The sequence below is a fragment of the Brevundimonas sp. genome (assembly GCF_036676055.1).
In the GTDB taxonomy this organism is placed as follows: domain Bacteria; phylum Pseudomonadota; class Alphaproteobacteria; order Caulobacterales; family Caulobacteraceae; genus Brevundimonas.
Window position 1 is genome coordinate 1 of record NZ_JAKFDS010000011.1, and the last position, 16,952, is coordinate 16,952.

At 69.4% G+C, this 16,952-nt stretch carries 23 protein-coding genes; 15 read left to right on the plus strand and 8 right to left on the minus strand.

Features of this window, described 5'->3' with window-relative positions:
• Positions 1-460: M23 family metallopeptidase (locus tag V6M45_RS01870; RefSeq protein WP_332653632.1), on the plus strand; the 460-nt coding region annotated here is incomplete at its 5' end.
• A 9-nt stretch (positions 461-469) separates the two neighbouring features.
• On the opposite strand, the gene V6M45_RS01875 is transcribed toward V6M45_RS01870, so the two are convergent.
• The gene (locus V6M45_RS01875) at positions 470-1,117 is read right to left on the minus strand and encodes a glutathione S-transferase family protein (RefSeq protein ID WP_332653633.1); all 648 of its coding nucleotides are present in this window, start codon (positions 1,115-1,117) and stop codon (positions 470-472) included.
• 48 nt (positions 1,118-1,165) lie between these two features.
• On the opposite strand from V6M45_RS01875, the gene V6M45_RS01880 reads away from it, so the two are divergent.
• The 4 genes from V6M45_RS01880 (at position 1,166) to V6M45_RS01895 (ending at position 3,695) form a co-directional block, all read left to right on the plus strand.
• On the plus strand, positions 1,166-2,056 hold the full coding sequence (locus tag V6M45_RS01880) for an alpha/beta fold hydrolase (RefSeq protein ID WP_332653635.1): 891 nt from the start codon (positions 1,166-1,168) through the stop codon (positions 2,054-2,056).
• 215 nt (positions 2,057-2,271) lie between these two features.
• The gene (locus tag V6M45_RS01885) at positions 2,272-2,688 is read left to right on the plus strand and encodes a hypothetical protein (protein ID WP_332653636.1); all 417 of its coding nucleotides are present in this window, start codon (positions 2,272-2,274) and stop codon (positions 2,686-2,688) included.
• 118 nt (positions 2,689-2,806) lie between these two features.
• The gene (locus V6M45_RS01890) at positions 2,807-3,220 is read left to right on the plus strand and encodes a hypothetical protein (RefSeq protein ID WP_332653638.1); all 414 of its coding nucleotides are present in this window, start codon (positions 2,807-2,809) and stop codon (positions 3,218-3,220) included.
• 10 nt (positions 3,221-3,230) lie between these two features.
• Positions 3,231-3,695 (plus strand): hypothetical protein, encoded by a 465-nt coding sequence (locus V6M45_RS01895; RefSeq protein WP_332653640.1) that lies wholly within the window; start codon positions 3,231-3,233, stop codon positions 3,693-3,695.
• A 178-nt stretch (positions 3,696-3,873) separates the two neighbouring features.
• On the opposite strand, the gene maiA is transcribed toward V6M45_RS01895, so the two are convergent.
• Together maiA and V6M45_RS01905 are read right to left on the minus strand one after the other, a co-directional pair.
• Positions 3,874-4,506 (minus strand): maleylacetoacetate isomerase, encoded by a 633-nt coding sequence (gene maiA / locus V6M45_RS01900; RefSeq protein ID WP_332653641.1) that lies wholly within the window; start codon positions 4,504-4,506, stop codon positions 3,874-3,876.
• Positions 4,503-5,156 carry a fumarylacetoacetate hydrolase family protein gene (locus V6M45_RS01905; protein WP_332653643.1) on the minus strand — a complete coding sequence of 218 codons (654 nt, stop codon included), beginning with the start codon at positions 5,154-5,156 and terminating at the stop codon, positions 4,503-4,505. Before V6M45_RS01905 ends, maiA begins: the two co-directional genes overlap by 4 nt.
• A 133-nt stretch (positions 5,157-5,289) precedes the next feature.
• On the opposite strand from V6M45_RS01905, the gene V6M45_RS01910 reads away from it, so the two are divergent.
• From V6M45_RS01910 to V6M45_RS01920, 3 genes are all read left to right on the plus strand, one after another.
• A complete protein-coding gene (locus V6M45_RS01910) occupies positions 5,290-5,670 on the plus strand; it encodes a DUF883 family protein (protein WP_332653644.1) in 381 nt (126 codons plus the stop codon).
• On the plus strand, positions 5,670-6,077 hold the full coding sequence (locus tag V6M45_RS01915) for a hypothetical protein (protein ID WP_332653645.1): 408 nt from the start codon (positions 5,670-5,672) through the stop codon (positions 6,075-6,077). The genes V6M45_RS01910 and V6M45_RS01915 overlap by 1 nt, the downstream gene beginning before the upstream one ends.
• Positions 6,078-6,164: 87 nt before the next feature.
• Positions 6,165-6,332, plus strand: a complete 168-nt coding sequence (locus V6M45_RS01920; RefSeq protein WP_332653646.1) for a DUF1328 family protein — start codon at positions 6,165-6,167, stop codon at positions 6,330-6,332.
• Between the two features lie 72 nt (positions 6,333-6,404).
• Here the strand turns inward: V6M45_RS01920 and V6M45_RS01925 are convergent, their stop codons facing one another.
• Genes V6M45_RS01925 through V6M45_RS01935 form a run of 3 tightly spaced genes read right to left on the minus strand, consistent with a single transcriptional unit; the run spans position 6,405 to position 8,612 of the window.
• Positions 6,405-7,256, minus strand: coding sequence for a metallophosphoesterase family protein (locus V6M45_RS01925; protein WP_332653647.1), 852 nt, complete (start codon positions 7,254-7,256; stop codon positions 6,405-6,407).
• Positions 7,256-8,239 carry a diacylglycerol/lipid kinase family protein gene (locus V6M45_RS01930; protein WP_332653649.1) on the minus strand — a complete coding sequence of 328 codons (984 nt, stop codon included), beginning with the start codon at positions 8,237-8,239 and terminating at the stop codon, positions 7,256-7,258. The genes V6M45_RS01925 and V6M45_RS01930 overlap by 1 nt, the downstream gene beginning before the upstream one ends.
• Positions 8,240-8,297: 58 nt before the next feature.
• Entirely contained in the window at positions 8,298-8,612 is a 315-nt protein-coding gene (locus V6M45_RS01935) for a hypothetical protein (protein ID WP_332653650.1), read from the minus strand.
• Positions 8,613-8,797: 185 nt separating this feature from the next.
• On the opposite strand from V6M45_RS01935, the gene V6M45_RS01940 reads away from it, so the two are divergent.
• The 3 genes from V6M45_RS01940 (at position 8,798) to V6M45_RS01950 (ending at position 11,890) form a co-directional block, all read left to right on the plus strand.
• Entirely contained in the window at positions 8,798-9,139 is a 342-nt protein-coding gene (locus V6M45_RS01940; RefSeq protein WP_332653651.1) for a YMGG-like glycine zipper-containing protein, read from the plus strand.
• An 84-nt stretch (positions 9,140-9,223) separates the two neighbouring features.
• On the plus strand, positions 9,224-9,670 hold the full coding sequence (locus tag V6M45_RS01945; RefSeq protein ID WP_332653652.1) for an OmpA family protein: 447 nt from the start codon (positions 9,224-9,226) through the stop codon (positions 9,668-9,670).
• A gap of 63 nt (positions 9,671-9,733) precedes the next feature.
• A complete protein-coding gene (locus V6M45_RS01950; RefSeq protein ID WP_332653653.1) occupies positions 9,734-11,890 on the plus strand; it encodes a protein-disulfide reductase DsbD family protein in 2,157 nt (718 codons plus the stop codon).
• A gap of 30 nt (positions 11,891-11,920) precedes the next feature.
• Here the strand turns inward: V6M45_RS01950 and V6M45_RS01955 are convergent, their stop codons facing one another.
• Entirely contained in the window at positions 11,921-12,397 is a 477-nt protein-coding gene (locus tag V6M45_RS01955; RefSeq protein ID WP_332653655.1) for a hypothetical protein, read from the minus strand.
• A gap of 101 nt (positions 12,398-12,498) precedes the next feature.
• Between V6M45_RS01955 and pgi the strand changes: the two genes are divergently transcribed.
• Complete coding sequence (gene pgi / locus V6M45_RS01960) at positions 12,499-14,124, plus strand: glucose-6-phosphate isomerase (protein WP_332653656.1); 1,626 nt, start codon at positions 12,499-12,501, stop codon at positions 14,122-14,124.
• 175 nt (positions 14,125-14,299) lie between these two features.
• Positions 14,300-14,656, plus strand: a complete 357-nt coding sequence (locus tag V6M45_RS01965; RefSeq protein WP_332653658.1) for a hypothetical protein — start codon at positions 14,300-14,302, stop codon at positions 14,654-14,656.
• Between the two features lie 148 nt (positions 14,657-14,804).
• On the opposite strand, the gene V6M45_RS01970 is transcribed toward V6M45_RS01965, so the two are convergent.
• Entirely contained in the window at positions 14,805-15,236 is a 432-nt protein-coding gene (locus V6M45_RS01970; RefSeq protein ID WP_332653659.1) for a hypothetical protein, read from the minus strand.
• A 256-nt stretch (positions 15,237-15,492) separates the two neighbouring features.
• Here V6M45_RS01970 and groES point away from each other — a divergent pair, with 256 nt between their 5' ends.
• Together groES and groL are read left to right on the plus strand one after the other, a co-directional pair.
• Positions 15,493-15,780: a co-chaperone GroES gene (gene groES, locus V6M45_RS01975; RefSeq protein WP_300289571.1), complete on the plus strand. Its 288-nt coding sequence runs from the start codon at positions 15,493-15,495 to the stop codon at positions 15,778-15,780.
• A gap of 54 nt (positions 15,781-15,834) precedes the next feature.
• Positions 15,835-16,952: chaperonin GroEL (gene groL, locus V6M45_RS01980; RefSeq protein WP_332653660.1), on the plus strand; the 1,118-nt coding region annotated here is incomplete at its 3' end.

The following is a 16,952-nucleotide window of genomic DNA, read 5'->3' on the forward strand; positions in this document are numbered from 1 at the left end:
CAAGATGCACCAGGGCATCGACTTCGCCGCCGGCACCGGCACGCCGGTCGTGGCCCCCGCCGACGGCGTGGTGGTCGAGGCCCGGCGCTGGGGCGGCTACGGCAACTGGCTGCGCATCCGCCATTCAAATGGTCTGGAGACCGGCTACGGCCACCTGTCGCGCTACGCCTCCGGCATGCGCGCCGGCCAGCGGGTCCGTCAGGGCCAGGTCGTGGCCTTCGTCGGCTCGACCGGCGCCTCGACCGGTCCGCACCTTCACTATGAAATCTGGCGCGGCGGACGGCGGATCAATCCGGCCGGCGTGCGCACCACCGAAGGCACGATCCTGGCCGGGGCCGATCTGGCCGCCTTCCGCGCCGAGAAGGCCCGCATCGACCGCATCATCGCCGCCGGCGGCGAGCGTCGTCCGCAGGTCCAGCGCGCCAGCCTGGACGGCGGCCTGCGTCCCGCCCAGGGCTGATCCCGAACCTCATCGTTCCGCCGCGGCCGCCGCGATCAGGGCGTCGTCGATCTCGCGCGCCCGAACCGCCGCCGGGCGGGCCGACAGCCGCGCCGCATAGGCCGTGAAGGCCTCGCGCTCGGGCAGGGTCCTGAACTGCAGGCCCCAGACGATCTGGCTGCCGACATAGACGTCCGCCGCCGAAAAGCGGTCGCCCAGAATCCAGGGTCCGGGCGTCACCGCCTGCTCCAGCGCATCCACCACCTGGTCGAAACTGCCGTAGCCGGCCATGCCCGCCTTGTCCGGCGGAGCCAGCAGGTCGAGGGCCTTGGCCGTGACCGCCGCCTCGACCGGGCCGGCGGTGAAGAACAGCCAGCGCAGATACGTCCCGCGCGCGGGGTCGTCGAAAGCGGGGGCGAGGCCCGCCTCGGGACAGGCGTCGGCCAGCCAGGCGCAGATGGCCGCGCATTCGGTGACCGCGACCCCGCGCCACACGATCGCCGGCACCTTGCCCATCGGATTGATCGCCAGATAGTCGGGAGCCTTCATAGTGGCGCCAAAATCCAGCACCACGGTGCGATAGGGTCGGCCGACCTCCTCCAGCATCCAGCGCGCGATCCGACCGCGCGACATGGGGTTGGTGTAGAAGACGATTTCATCGTCGGACGGCTGGCTCATCCGGACCTCCCTCGTGTCTCACGGGGCCCAATCTAGACCGACGGCGCCATGGAACAACGACGAAGCATCCTCAAGGGTCTGGCCGGCGGCGCCGCGCTGTGGGCCGCCGGGCCGCCTGCCCACGCGCGGGCGCCGTTCCAGTCGACCCGGATCGTGGTCGAGACCCGCGGCGGCGGGCCCGACCTGATCCTGATTCCCGGCCTCGCCTCGACCTCGGCGGTATGGAGCCGCACGGCGGCGCGGCTGGCCGACCGGCGCCGGCTGCATCTGATCTCCGTGCGCGGCTTCGGCGAACTGACGGCCGGGGCCAACGCCGACGGCGCCATCATGGGGGCGGTGGCGGGCGAGGTGCGCCGCTACATCGCCGAAGCCGGCCTCGCCTCTCCGGCCATCATCGGCCATTCGATGGGCGGCCAGGTGGCCCTGAGGGTGGCCGCGGACGCGCCCGGCCGGGTCGGGCGGGTGATGACCGTCGACGCCTCGCCCTTCTTCCCCGCCCTGATCAGTCCCGGCGCCACGGTCGGCGACGTCGAGCCGATCGCCCAGGTGGCCTATCAGGCGGTCCAGTTCCTCGGCGACGAGGGCCTGCGTTCCCGCGGCCGGGCCCTGGGGCTGGAGCTGGGCGGCGCGGCCGACGCCGTGTTCGGCTCGATGGGCTGGCAGGGCGGCGACCGCCGGGTGCTGGCCCAGGCGCTGTATGAGGTGATGACCGTCGATCTGCGCCACCGGCTGCCGGACATCGCCGCGCCGGTGACGGTGGTCTATGGCTGGAGTCCCGACGAGGCGTCGCCGCGCAGCCGCGCCGACGGCCTGTTCCGCGGAGCCTACGCCTCCCTGCCCCGGCCCGCGACCTTCGAGCGGATCGAGGGGGCCGAGCATATGGTCATGATCGACCAGCCGGGGCGGTTCCTGGCGGCGGTGGAGCGGTTCCTGGCCTAGGTCGCGGATTCAGGCGCCTGCTGACAGCGGACGGCTCGAATAGCTGTATCGGGTGAAAGCGGACATTCGCGAATGACCCCAAGGCGCCGCGATCTTCCGAGGCTCAGTCTGTCGGTCAGCGGGGCGATATCGTGCAGATCAGAAATTTCAGGGCGGCCTCCTTCTTGATCGTCGCCCCCCGCGGGTAGTCTCACCTGATGAGTAGGAGAATACGAATGAAGCGTGTTGTCGTCGCCTTGGCGGTGGGGCTGTGCGTCCTGTCATCCGCTCAAGCTGCAAACGCCCAATCTTCACGAGAACTGCTGGATCGCGAAGATCCGCGGTTTTGCGCTCAAGCCGACGTCTGGACACGCGCGACAGGGCTTGTGAAGGACCTCCTGCCCACGTGGAAGTTCACCGCAGCTCAGCGCGATGCGATCGAAGTCGGTTTTTCCGGCCAGACCTTTGACCTCGCACATCCCGACCGTGTTCAGGTCATCTGCTCCGCCACCATTACGCTCACCGGAGCCGGCGAGTCCCGTTCACTGCGAACCAGGTTCGACGCAGTCCCTCAGGGCCCGACCGGGTTCAGGCTGGAAGCGACGAACGCTTCGGATCTGCTGCGCTTCTTGATGGACCTCAAAACGCAATGACATTGCGCAGCCATTCGGCCGCGAAGAGGGGATAGCTGATGGGCGGGCGCTCATCAGGATCGGTGAGTATACTTCGATTTCTCGCTGGTGATGATCGCGGGCAAAGGAAGCGGCGATCATGAAGGCTGTAGCGGTATTGTTCATGTGCCTGGCGCTCATGGCGCCGGATGTCGCGAACGCGTGTCGGCGTTCACCGAGTCCAGCAGAGATCATGGGACGCCGCCATGCGGCGGTGACGATCGTTCGGATCGACGAGGTGACTTCGACCACGCCGTCCAGGCCAGCGGACCAGTGGCGGGCGACGGCGACGCGCATAAGCGTCGTCGAAGGGGCGGAGCCGCCAGTCAGTCTAATTCTCGGCCATACGGAAATGCCGCACTGTCAGGAACGCAGGCCGGTCCCGCAGCACGGCGAATACTGGGTCGCGTACATCGAGGCGATCGGAGACTCCGACGCGGTTGTGTATAATGCGTGGCCGATCGACTGGGCCCGAAGCATCGATCCGAGGTTCAGCGGAGCACCGGCGTTTTGAGGGCCTGGGGATGATGATCTACGCCTACATTCTCGCGGCCATGGCGGGGCAACTGGGCCCTCCGCCACCCCAGGTTTCGCTCATAGTCTCGCCTGCGGAAAGCCTGTCGGCGGAAGGTCGGGCGGCCACGCAAACGATCCTCGGCAAGCTTCAACCCGGTTACCTCACGGTGAAATCCAGCTCTCTCAAGCCTGAAGACCTGGGCGATTGCGGGGAGCAGGCGGATACCGCGATCTGCCTCGCTGAGGCGCTCAGTCGTGCGGGAGCAAACACGGGCGACATCGCGTTGGTGTCGTGGGAGAACGACGGCGTCCTGCACTGGCTTTGCGTCGGCAGAAACGCGAGGCCGTTTGTCGCCTCCCGGCAATCCGTGTCGCTGGGACCTCTCGCCAATCTGTACGGCGCAGGCGAAACCGAGCTTCTCCAGCGCGCTTCAGCGTGTCTGACCTACGCCGGTAATCAGAGCGGCTGGTAGTCGAGGCGACCGGGTTGGAGGACGCGTCCCGGGCTTGCGATCTGGACCATTCGCCAACGATTGATTCCCATAACGAACACAGCCGGAAGCGGACGCCAGAAAGGTCGGATTGGGATCGATAGCCGAGATCGGCCAGCTGTCCGCAAGCGGTCTCCGTGAAGCGCGCCGTTGACCGGGCTCAGTCCGCGTCCGGCTGGCGGTCCGGGTGCGCCGCCGCGAAGGCCGGATGGTCCGCGGCGGCCGCGTCGATGGCCAGCAGCCGCGGGAAAGCCTCGAGCGGCACGTTGAACCGGCGGGCCGAATAGATCTGCGGGATCAGATAGCAGTCGGCCAGGGTCGGGGCCGCTCCGAAGCACCAGCTGTCGCCATGGAGGCCGACCAGCCGCTCCAGCGCCTCGAACCCTGGCAGGATCCAGCGCGCCGCCCAGGCGTCAACGGCGGCCTGGTCGGCCCCGAAGGTCTCGCGCAGGGCTTTGCCGACACGCAGGTTGTTGAGCGGATGGATGTCGCAGCCGATCAGGGCCGCCATGGCCCGCACATGGGCGCGGTCGACCGGCGCGGCCGGCAGCAGCGGAGGAGCCGGATGCGTCTCCTCGAGCCATTCGAGGATGGCCGGGCTCTGGGTCAGGACGGCGCCGTCGATCTCCAGCGCGGGGACCATGCCTTGGGGGTTCAGGGCGATGAAGGCGTCGGAACGCTGGGCGCCGGTGCGCAGGTCAACGCCCTGCTGGTCGTAGGTCAGCCCCTTCAGGTTCAGGGCGATGCGGGTCCGGTACGCCGCGCCGGAGCGCCAGTAGCCGTGCAGGATCATCGCGGCCTCAGGGTGAAGGTCAGGGACTGGAGGCCGCCGATGGCCGCCTCGACCCGGTCGCCGGGCTGGAGCGGGCCGACGCCCTCGGGCGTGCCGGTGAAGATCAGGTCGCCGGGGCGTACGTCCCAGAGGGTTCGGGCCTTGGCGAGAATCTCGTCCGGAGCCCAGACCATGTCGTCGAGACGGCCCGACTGGCGCGTCTCGCCGTTCACGGACAGGCGGATCGGGGCGGCGGGGTCGGGCAGGGGCCCGAGGGTCAGGGCGCCGCAGGGAGCCGACTGATCGAACCCCTTGGCGGCGTCCCACGGGCGCCCTTTGGCCTTGGCCGCGGCCTGGAGGTCGCGGCGGGTCAGGTCGCAACCCACCGCCCAGCCGGCGATCGCGCCGTCCTCGCCGATGGCGCAGACCAGTTCGACCTCGTGGTGCAGGTCGGCCGTCGCGGTCGGGAACATCGGATCGGCGCTGTCGGTCACCAGGGCGTCGGCGGGCTTGGAGAAGAAGAAGGGCTCCGCGCGTTCGTGGCCCATCTCACGGGCATGGGCGGCGTAGTTCTGGCCGACGCACAGGATGCGGCGGATCGGCAGGCGCTCGCCTCGACCGGCGATGGGCAGGGACGGGATCGGAGCGGGTGGGAACAGCCAGTCGGTCATCGCCGTTGTCTAGATCGGGATGCGGCGTTTCGCCAGCGCGCGCCATGCTGCATTGCGGAACCGCCACGTCACAGTGGCGTTCCGGCTCAGGGTTCTCTATCTAACCGTCAAGCTTGCAAAGCGGAGCGCGCACATGGCCACGACCAAGGCAGCACGGACAGCCGTGAAGAACGACATCAATACGCTGAAGGACGACCTGAAGACCCTCGGGACCGAGGAGAAGGCGCGTCTGCGTGAAAAGGCGACCGCGGCCGAAACCCGTCTGCGCGCCAAGGCGGCTGAAACCGAGGCCCGCCTGCGCGAACAGTCGGAAGTCCTGCGTGAGCGCGCGCGCGGCTATTACGACACCGCCCGGGTGCGCGGTCGCGAATATTATGACGAAGCCTCCGACCGGATTGACGAGGCCCAGCGCTACCTGACCGAGCGGGTCCAGGAACGGCCCATGCAGTCGACCGCCATCGCCCTCGGCGTGGGCGTGGTGCTCGGCATGCTGCTCGCCGGTCGTCGCCGCTGATGCTCGGCGGAGGCCTGGCCCGGAAACTGGCGAGGAAGGCCGTCGCGGCCGCCGTTGCGGCGGGTGCGGCGCTGGTCGCCGTGGTCGCCTTCGGGGCGACGGTCTTCTACGCCCTGTGTCTGGTCATCGTGCCGCTGGCAGCGGCCGCCCTGACCATGCTGCTGTTCGCCCTGGTCTCGCTGGCCGTGGTGATGGTGATGCTGCGCCGCGAGGCGCAGGCGGAAGAGATCGAAGAAGACGAACCGATGGGACTGGGCGAACGGGCCTACGCCCTGTTCCGTCAGCGGCCGATCCTCGGGACGGCTGCGGCCCTGGCCGGAGGCTGGATCTTCCTGCGCAACCCGGCCCTGGCGACCATGGTCGCGGCGGCCTTCACCGAGAAGTCGCACACCCGCGGGCGCCGCTGACGGAACGGTGACGGTTCCGGAGAGTTGATCTGACGGGTGCGGTCGTGAGCCGCTCCTTTGGATCAACAGTTCCGGGAGACTTTGCTCATGCTTCGCTGGGCCCTTATTTTCCTCGTACTCGCGATTGTCGCCGGCGCCCTTGGCGCGGGCGGGGTCGCGGGCCTGTCGATGAACATCGCCTATGTGCTGTTCGTCGTCTTCCTCATCCTGCTGGTCGTGCACTTCTTCCAGGGCCGGCGAGGAACACGAATCTAGCCTGACAGCCTAAAGTCCGAAGGGGCCGTGGTCGTGGACCGCGGCCCTTTCTCTTTGCCCGGAGGCGGGGCTTCAGGTGGCCGCCTGCTCGCGCTCGCCGGGGACATTCGGGTCCGGGGCCGTCGCCCGCTTGCGGGTGTCCTGCCGGCGCGGCAGACGCCACGTCTGCCCCGGCTCGAAGCGGTCGCCGGTCCAGGTGATGGCGGTGACGACGATCTCGTTGGCGTCCCAGTCGATCTGGTTGAAGCTGGGCGGCGCTCCCCGCTCACGATGCGACAGCGTTCCGCAGCCCACGGCGTAGGAGCAATGGTCGCCGAGGTGGATCGGCAGGGCGAAGGGCACGTGGACGTGGCCGGTGGCGACGAGGTCCACCCCGGCCTCGGCGAAGATCAGGGCCGCGGCGTCGCCGCGCTTCACGTCGCCGGTCATCGGCGCACCGATCATCTCGACGAGCGGATGGTGGCAGGCGAGGATGCGCAGGGCGCCCGTCGGCGCCTGACGCAGCGCCTCGGCGGCCTTGCGGGTCTGCGTCAGGTCGATGACCCCCTTCGACCAGTTGAGCCGCGCCTGCCAGCCTCGGGCCGTGACGACGCCGCGCACCATGACGGATTCGCTGAGGAACTGGTGATCATGCGCCGGGTGGCCGATGGCCCGCTCAAACGCCCGCCACGGGTGGAACAGACGCGCGAACAGGCTCCAGTAGGGCACGTCGTGATTGCCGACGATGACGAAGGTCGGCTCGGGCATGCGCCGGATCCAGTCGCCGGCGGCGGCGAACTCGTCGGGAAGGCCCCGCTGGGTTACATCGCCGGTGATCAGGATCAGGTCGCACGGCGTCGCATGGGCGAATTCGAGCGCAGCCGCGCAGGCGTGGCGATGCTCGCGGCCGAAATGCACATCCGAGAACTGCAGCAGACGCCCCACTAGACGCTGTCCTCCGCCGCCGCGGGGATCGGCGCCAAGGCCTGGAAGGCCTTGCGGATGAAGCGCACCTTCGCCTGATGTCGCAGCAGCAACGGCTCGCCGTCGACCACGGCGGGGATGCGCGAGCGGGCGCGAAGCTCGACCCTCTGCGTCGCCCGGGTCGTGACCGCCGGGTCCTGACGCCAGTCGTCCAGCACGGCGTGGGCGGCGAGGCGGAAGGCCTGCATCGCGTCGGCCGGATCCATCGCCGCCGCCTCGAGCCCCGTATCCTCCTCCATCGCCTTTGAGATCATCGGGCTGATCAGCACCAGGGCTTCGGCCCGGCGGGCCGGCCGGCCGTCGAGGACGAAGCGCATCTGACCGGTGAACGCGCGCTTCAGCGCCCGGCGGGCATAGGCCCAGGCCAAACCCAGCTTGCCGACGCGGATAGCCTCGCGGGCGGGCGCCCAGAGGGCCGGCGAGCCGAAGATGGCCGCGCAATAAAAGGCCCGGGTCGTGTCGCCGTCGGAGACCTCGCCGCCCGCCACCGTCTGGGGCGCGCCCTCCTCGAGCGCGACTTTCAGGGCCGCCTTCCAGTCGGACGTGCCGTAGAGCGCGCGCGGGAGCATGTTCATCGTCCCGCCCGGGAGCGGCGCCACCAGGGGGCCGTCGGGGCCGGCCCGCGAGGCGATCGTGCCCGCCGTGCCGTCGCCGGCGAGGACGAACAGGACGTCGGGGCGCGCGTCCAGCGCCGCCTTGACCTGGGCGTCGAACTGGCCGGCCTCAAGCGTCACCACCGATGTCTCGCAGGCGTAGCGATCCAGAATGGCTTTCGCTTCCGCCGCAGCCCCCGGCCCCACGCTCCCCGACAACGGATTGACCAGCATCATGACCCGCTTCAGCGGCACATGGCGGGTCAGCACAAGGGCCTCCGCAGCCTCCGCCTCAGGCGCGGGTTCACGCGCGCTTTCGGGATCGGCGGGCGGGGTCAGGGTTGCGCTCATGCCGCCCGAACGTCCCGCCCGGGACGATGTTCCGGGCGGGGCGTCGAAGCGTGACTATTTACTTCTTGAGTTCGTCCGACGCCGCAGCGGCGCCCGCCTGGGCGGCGTCGCCGGCCTTGGCCGCAGCCGCCCCCGCCGCATCGCCGGCCTGATCGGCGACCTTGGGGGCCTCGCCCCGCACCTTCGAGACGGCGCTGGAAATCCAGCCGTCCATCAAGGCGCCGCCCTCAGCCAGAGACTTCTCCTTGACGCCGAGCGCGGCGGTCAGAACGCCGAACAGGGCCAGCAGAGTGATCAGCACGCCGATGAACGGGTTGCCCCGCCGCCGCCTGGTGCGAGCCCACACAGGACTGTGATCGGCGTCATCCGCCATGCGGACCGGTCCAGAAAAACGCATACGAAACCCCCCGTCTGTCGCCCCTGTCGGGGCCGTCCGCACACGCCGTGCGGCGTCATGAAAGCCTGAAACAAGCTTGACCGCGAGCATAACGGTGGAACCGTCACGCTTATCCAGCATTATCACCCGTGGGGCGAACCCGAGGGATGAAGGACATACCCATGAAAAAGGCAATCATCGCGATCGCCGGCGCCGGCCTGCTGGCCTCCGCCTGCGCCAGTGATCCGTATGGCAACACCAATGAAACCGTCCGTCAGGGCGCCATCGGCGCCGGCATCGGCGCGGTCGCCGGCGCCATCATCGGCAACAACGTCGGCGACGGCAACGCCGGAACCGGAGCCGCCATCGGCGCGGTCGTGGGCGGCGCCGCCGGCGCGATCCGCGGCTCGCAGCAGGATCGGGCCAACCAGCAGCGTTATCGCGACAGCCAGGGCCGGTACTACTACTGCTACGATAACCGTCAGACCGAATGCTATTGGGAAAACGGGCAGCGCCGCTACTAGGGCGCGTCGGGTTTTCTTGAGGAATCAGGGCGGTTCGTCATTTGGCGGGCCGCCCTTTCTGCGCCGGGAGGCGAGGAGGGCTGGATGAAGCGAGCGAGTGCGATTACGGGGGCCGCCATGGTTCTGGCGGGGTGCGCCATGACGCCGGGGGCTCGGGACCGCAGCGAGCTGGTCACCGAGCCGGAAGTGTGCGCGCCGCAGCGGTTCGAGGTCTATTTCCGGGACAGCGAGGCGGGTCTGACCGAGGCCGCGCGGCACGCCATCGGCCTGACCGCGACCCAGCTGCGAGGCTGCGAAATCCGCAAGGTCGAGGTCGTCGGCCTGGCCGACGCGCGCGGCGGACCGACCGCGAATCTCGACCTGTCGCAGCGCCGGGCCCTCGCCGTGGCCGAGGCGCTGGCGGCGGCCGGCTGGCCCTCGCCGGCCTTCAGCCTCGTCGGGGCCGGAGAATCGGGTTCGGTGACCGCCGAAGGCGCCAGCGAGCCCATGCGGCGCCGGACCGAAGTGCTGGTCGACGCCGCCCCGCGCTGAGTCCGGCCGGCTGAGACAGCACGACGCGTGACGCGGGAGGGGCCGGGCGGCTAAGGTCGCACCGTGACCCGCCTTCTGAAACTGTTCGTCCTGCTGGGACTGTTGCTCGCTCCGTCCCAGGCGGCGGCGCAGGGCGCGGGCGTGCAGCGCACCGAGCGGATCGCCGCCGAACTGGTCTCCCTGTCGCAATGGGCCGCGCCCGGCTCCACCGCCATCGTCGCGGTGCGCCAGGACATCGAGCCTGATTGGCACACCTACTGGCGCAATCCCGGCGATTCCGGCGGACCCACCGCCCTGACCTGGACCCTGCCCGGAGACGTCGAGGCCGGCGAGATCGTCTGGCCCTTGCCCCGGCGGCAGCGGCTGAACACCCTGATGAACTACGGCTACTCGGGCGAGGTCTATCTGCCGGTCCCGATCGCGGTGCCGGCCGACGCGCAGCCCGGATCGACCCTGCCGCTGCGGGTCAAGGCGCTGTTTTTCGTCTGTAGCGCCGAGATGTGCGTGCCGGAGGAACTGACCCTGTCGCTGGACCTGCCGGTCCGGGCCGGCGCGGCCCCGCTGGACCCCCGCCACGGCGCCGCCATCCAGCGCATCGTCGAGACGGCCCCGAGGGCGACGGACATCGCGGCTCGCATCACCCTGCGCGACGGCGTCGCCACCCTGACCGCGACGGGCGGACCGCTGGCCGGGGCGGACCCGGGGCCGAGCTATTTCTTCCCCTTCGAGCCGCGGATGATCGACCACGCCGCGCCGCAGTCCGGGCGATACGGACCCCAGGGCCTGACCCTGGCGCTGACGCCCGGCGCGGATCTGGCGGCGGCGCAGGGGCCGATCCGGGGAGTCCTGTCGACCGGCCTCGGCGCCTTCGAGATTTCGGCTGAAGCCGGCCCGGCGCTGGCGGGCGCCGAGGGCTCGGGCGATCTCGCCCCGGCGCCGGAAGACGGCCCCCCGGAGACCGCGGGGTCTGCGTCCACCGCCGGCTTCCTGCAGGCCGCGCTGTTCGCCCTGCTGGGCGGACTGATCCTCAACCTGATGCCGTGCGTGTTCCCGATTTTGGCCATGAAGGCCGCCGCCCTGGCCGGCGCGGCGCATGACGCCCCCCGGGCCCGGCGCGACGGCCTCGCCTTCCTGGCGGGGGTGCTGACCACCTTCCTGCTGCTGGCCGGCGTATTGCTGGCGCTGCGGGCGGCCGGACAGGCGGCGGGCTGGGGCTTCCAGCTGCAGACGCCGGCCATGACCGCGGGACTCGCCCTGCTGATGCTGGCGGTGGGCCTGAACCTGTCCGGCGTGTTCCACATCGGCTCAGGGCTGCAGGGCGTCGGCTCGGGGCCGCTGTCGAGACTGGGCGGCGGCGCGGGCGCCTTTCTGACCGGGGGGCTGGCGGTGGTGGTGGCTGCACCCTGCACCGCCCCCTTCATGGCCGTGGCGCTGGGGGCCGCCCTGCTGATGCCGTGGCCGATGGCTCTCGTGGTCTTCCTGATGCTCGGACTGGGTCTGGCCCTGCCCTATGTGCTGGTCAGCGTGACGCCGGGCCTGCTGTCACGCCTGCCCCGTCCGGGCCTCTGGATGGAGCGGCTCCGGGGGGTGCTGGCCTTCCCGATGTATGCGACGGCCCTGTGGCTGGCCTGGGTGTTCAGCCGTCAGGCCGGCGGCGACGCCCTGGGCCTGCTGTTCATCACCGGCCTGCTGCTGGCGCTGGCGGTCTGGCTTCTGGGCCTCGCCCAGGCCGAGCGGGCGCTGGGACGACGAGGTCGGCTGGCCGCGACGGCGGGGTTCATGGCCCTGGCGCTGGCGGCGGCGGGGCTGGTCATGACGGCGCGGCTGCCGTCCGTCCCGGCCGCAGCCACGGCCCCCGAGGCGGCCGGCGGGCCCGCCGCCGCGCCCTGGTCGCCGCAGGCCGTCGAGGCGGCCCTGGCCGAGGGGCGGCCGGTGCTGGTCAACTTCACCGCCGACTGGTGCGTGACCTGCAAGATCAATGAGGCCGGCGCCCTGAAGTCGGCGCGGACCGTGGAGGCGTTCCGGGCCGCCAACGCCGTCTATCTGGTCGGGGACTGGACCTCGCGCGACGACGCCATCACCGCCGAACTGGCGCGCCACGGCCGCTCGGGCGTGCCGCTGTACCTGCTGTATGCGCCGGGGACGCCGCAGCCGCGCATCCTGCCGCAACTGCTGACCGAGGGACTGGTGATCGAGGCGCTGGAGGAAGCCGGCGCCTGAAGACCCTCTCCCGGTGGTGGGAGGGGGGGTCTACGCTTCGGGCTGAGGCGGCGCGGTGATGACCTCGACGTTGTCGTTGAACAGATAGGCCAGCTCGTCGAGCGCGACGCGACGCTCGGCCGGGGTGGCGGCGGCTTCCACGGCGGCGACCTTGACCGGGATGTCTTCCGAGATGCCGCGCAGGATGCATTTCAGGTCGTTGTCCGTGCCCCGCGCCTTGAGGATCAGGTGACCCTGCATGTCGAGCGCGGAGAGCTCCGTCGCCCGGGCCTTGAAGCCGGTGAAGTCCGGGCCGGTGAAGAAGTCGGCCCGGTCCGCGGCGCCGGCGTCCATCCAGCCGCGCACTTCGCCGCGCAGCAGGCCGGAGCGGGCGACGATGTCCGCGAACAGGGGCTCGCCCGCCACGGAAACCGGCGCGTCCGCAACCGCGGGCGGCTGGGCCGCGGCGACCGCCACGTTCGGGTCCGAAAGAAGCAGGGAAACAGCCAGGGCGACGCCGCAGGACATGGCGGACCTCATAATGTGGGGCCGAATCATGGTTTCGGCGTTGAACCGGCTTACGCCCCACCCGTAAACGAGGGTTTACCCTCCTCCCTCAGAGTTCGCCCATGACCGCCCGCAACCAGGCCCTGGACATGCTTCGCGCCGTGGCGCGCAAGGACGCCGGGGCGCGCATCCTCCATCAGTTCGCCACCGATCAGGGGCGCACCGAGCGCATGGGGGTCGAGGCGGCCGGCCTCTATCTGGACCTGTCCAAACAGAGCTGGACCGCAGAGGGGTTCGAGGCCGCGCTGGATCTGGCCCGGGCCTGCGACATCGAGGGACGGCGGGCCGCCCTGTTCGGCGGCGAGGCGGTCAACAACACCGAGGGCCGGGCGGTGCTGCATCCGGCCTTGCGCGCCGCCGACGACGCCGATTTCAGGGCGCTGGGGGAGCCCGTCTCGAAAGAGGTGGCGGCGACCCGCGCCGGGATGGCTCAGTTCGCCACCGACATCGGCTCTGGCGCCGAGACCGGCGGGGCCAAGCAGCCGTTCACCGCCATCGTCCACATCGGCATCGGCGGCTCGGACCTCGGGCCGCGACTGCTGTGGGACGCCCTGCGGCCGTTGGAGCCGACCATCGACCTGCGCTTCGTCGCCAACATCGATCCGCGCGACATGGGCGAGGCCCTGGCCGGACTGGACCCGGAGACCACGCTGGTGGTGGTGGTGTCCAAGACCTTCACCACCCAGGAGACCCTGGCCAACGCCGATCTGGCCAAGGCCTGGCTGGCCGAAAGCCTGTCGCCGCGCCGCATGGGCAAACATCTGGTCGGGGTGACGGCGGCGCCGGAGAAGGCCGAGGCCTGGGGCTGCGGCCGGACCTTCGGTTTCCGCGACTGGGTCGGTGGCCGCTATTCGCTGTGGTCGGCGGTCAGCCTTTCGGTGGCGGTGGCCCTGGGCTGGGACGTGTTCGAGCGGGTGCTGGAAGGCGCGCGGGCCATGGACGAGCATTTCCTGGCGGCGGACCTTGAGAAGAACGCCCCGGTTCTGCTGGCGCTGGCGCAGGTCTTCAATGTCGAGGGCTTGGGCCGTCACGCTCGCACCGTGGCCCCCTACGCCCATGGCCTGCGCCGCCTGCCCGCCTTCCTGCAGCAGCTGGAGATGGAGTCGAACGGCAAGCGGGTGAAGCGCGACGGGACGCCTGTCGACACGGCCACCGGGCCGATCGTGTTCGGCGAGCCGGGCACCAACGGCCAGCACGCCTTCTTCCAGCAGATTCATCAGGGGCCCCAGGTGGTCCCGGCCGAGTTCGTCGTCGTCGCCCACACCTCGGACGCCGCCATGGACGCCCGCGAGGGTGACGCGCCGCTGTGGTCGAACGCCCTGGCCCAGGCCCAGGCGCTGATGGTCGGCAAGACCGAAGCCGAGGCGCGGGCCGAGCTGCTGTCGGCGGGGGCGAGCGAGGCCGAGGCCGAGCGGCTGGCGCCGCACAAGACCTTCCCCGGCGACCGGCCGTCGACGACGATCCTGATGGACGCCCTGACCCCCGAGGCGGTCGGCGCCCTGATCGCCCTCTATGAGCACAAGACCTTCGTCGAGGGCGTGATCTGGGACATCAACAGCTTCGACCAGTGGGGCGTCGAACTGGGCAAGGTGCTGGCCAAGGCGATCCTGCAGGATGTGCAGGCGGGCGAGCCGTCGGAAGGGCTGGATCCGTCGACGGCGGAGCTGATGAAGCGGCTGATGGTGTAGGGGCGGCGGACAGGAAGCGGACCTAAGGAAGTTCCGTTACGGGTGGCTAGCGGACATTGGAAGCACTCGCCGTGTCCGGCTCCGCCCGCGGCGCGAGTTCGCCTGGAAGTCGAATCATTAGGGTCTTGTTTGCCAACGACATGGCACACGCTCCCTCATGTCTACGCACGTCAAATTGGACGAGACCCTGCAACGGGTTGTCGTCACGGTTCTTCCGGAGCCCCAGACAGTCACGGTCGCCGAGACCGTCCTCCGGTTGACGAACCAACGCCCCGAGCTCGGCGGCTGGGACTGGATAATCGACATCCGAAATCCGCATGACAAGGCGACGCCGGAAGAGCTTGATCAAATCGCGGCGGCCTTCAACGCCGCTCGAAGCAGGCAGAGCTACACGGTCTTCATCAGCGACGATCCGGCGACCTACGACCGGTGCGCTCTTATGGAAATCAAGTTCCTCAACCGGCGCCATCTGGTGGCGAAGACCCTCCCCCAAGCCATGGCTTTGCTCCCCTGGACCATGCCGAGCATCTGAGGCCATCGGCCGTGACATACCGCCGAGCCCGAGGCGGAATGTCTCCACAAGAGCCCCTCCATGAAAAAGGCGGACGCCGTTTCCAGCGTCCGCCTTCCTCGCCCATGCCCGGCCCAATACTCACGCGGCCGGGTGAAAGTGTGCGGTTCTACCAGCGACGCTCGTAGCGGTAGTCGCGATCATGGTTCTGCGCGCTGCGCCATTGGCCGTAGTTCCGCCAGAAGCGCCCGTCGCGATAGTACCCACGGCCGGAGTAGGTGCGGCCATCGACGAAGCGGCCGTTGTACTGGCGGTCGCCGTAGTAGCCGTCGCGGCTGTTGATGCCGTGCTCGCGCTCCCAGTGGCCGAGATTCCGGTAGCAGCGGCCGTCGCGGTAATACTGGCAGTCGGGGCCGCGGTAGGTTCCGTTCTGGTAGCCGTAACGACCATTGTCGCCCGATGCCGCAATCACCCCGCGGATGAGGGCGTCGACCAGCGGGTCGCCGCCGTAGCCGTACGACTGGGCGCTGGCGGGGGCGGCGGCCGCGAGCGCCAGGGCGGCGACCGAGCCGGCGGCGAGGGTCTTGATTGAAATTCGCATCGGATTGCTCCTTTGACGGCGCCCGGAGGCAGGATTGATCCTGGTTATGGCGGCGCCAGCCTGTACGGGCCCGGAGGCCGGCGTTCATCCGCGGTTCATCGCCGATCTCGCCGCCCGCGGGGGGACGATTCCGGGCGCCCGCGCTTGACGACGGCGGGCGGGAGCCCTACCTCCCGCTCGCGTTAGCACTCTGATCGGTTGGCTGCCAAAGCGGTCCCGTCGGGTGCTCAATCGAACTTTTTGGGAGACACTGACAATGGCGTTTCGTCCGCTCGGCGACCGCGTGCTCGTGAAGCGCGTGGAAGAGGAATCCAAGACCAAGGGCGGGATCATCATCCCCGACACCGCCAAGGAAAAGCCGCAGGAAGGCGAAGTCGTCTCGGTCGGCCCCGGCGCCCGCGATGAAGACGGCAAATACATCGCCATGGACCTGAAGGCCGGCGACCGCATCCTGTTCGGCAAATGGTCGGGCACCGAGGTCAAGATCGACGGCGACGACCTGATCATCATGAAGGAATCGGACGTGCTGGGCGTGCTCTCGTAAGCGCCGCCGCCCTTCGACCTTTCCCTGACACCACAGATTTAGGAGCAGCCTCACATGGCCGCGAAACAAGTTCAGTTCTCCACCGAAGCCCGCGAGAAGATGCTGCGCGGGGTCAACATCCTGGCCAATGCGGTCAAGGTGACCCTGGGGCCCAAGGGCCGCAACGTCATCATCCAGAAGTCCTTCGGCGCCCCGCGCTCGACCAAGGACGGCGTCTCGGTGGCCAAGGAAATCGAGCTGGAAGACGCCTTCGAGAACATGGGCGCCCAGCTGATCCGCGAAGTCGCCTCCAAGACCAATGACAAGGCCGGCGACGGCACCACCACCGCCACCGTCCTGGCCCAGTCGATCGTGCAGGAAGGCCTCAAGTCCGTCGCCGCCGGCATGAACCCGATGGATCTGAAGCGCGGCATCGACAAGGCCGTCGCCGCCGTCCTCGCCGACATCAAGGCCTCGTCCAAGAAGGTCTCGAACAACTCCGAGATCGCCCAGGTCGGCACCATCTCGGCCAACGGCGACATCGAGGTCGGCGAGATGATCGCCAAGGCCATGGAAAAGGTCGGCAACGAGGGCGTCATCACGGTTGAAGAAGCCAAGACGGCCGAGACCGAACTCGACGTCGTCGAGGGCATGCAGTTCGACCGCGGCTACCTGTCGCCCTACTTCATCACCAACGCCGACAAGATGGAGGCCCAGCTCGAGGAGCCGCTGATCCTGCTGTTCGAGAAGAAGCTCTCGTCGCTGCAGGTCATGCTGCCGATCCTCGAAGCCGTGGTCCAGAGCGGCCGCCCGCTGGTCATCATCGCCGAGGACATCGAGGGCGAGGCCCTGGCCACGCTCGTCGTCAACAAGCTGCGCGGCGGCCTGCGCGTCGCCGCCGTCAAGGCTCCGGGCTTCGGCGACCGCCGCAAGGCCATGCTGGAGGACATCGCCGTCCTGACCGGCGGCCAGGTGATCTCGGAAGACCTCGGCATCAAGCTCGAGAACGTCACCCTCGACATGCTCGGCAAGGCCAAGAAGGTCACCATCACCAAGGACGACACCACCATCGTCGACGGCGTCGGTGAGAAGTCGGCCATCGAGGCCCGCATCTCGCAGATCAAGAAGCAGATCGAGGACACCACCTCGGACTACGACAAGGAGAAGCTGCAGGAGCGTCTGGCCAAGCTGGC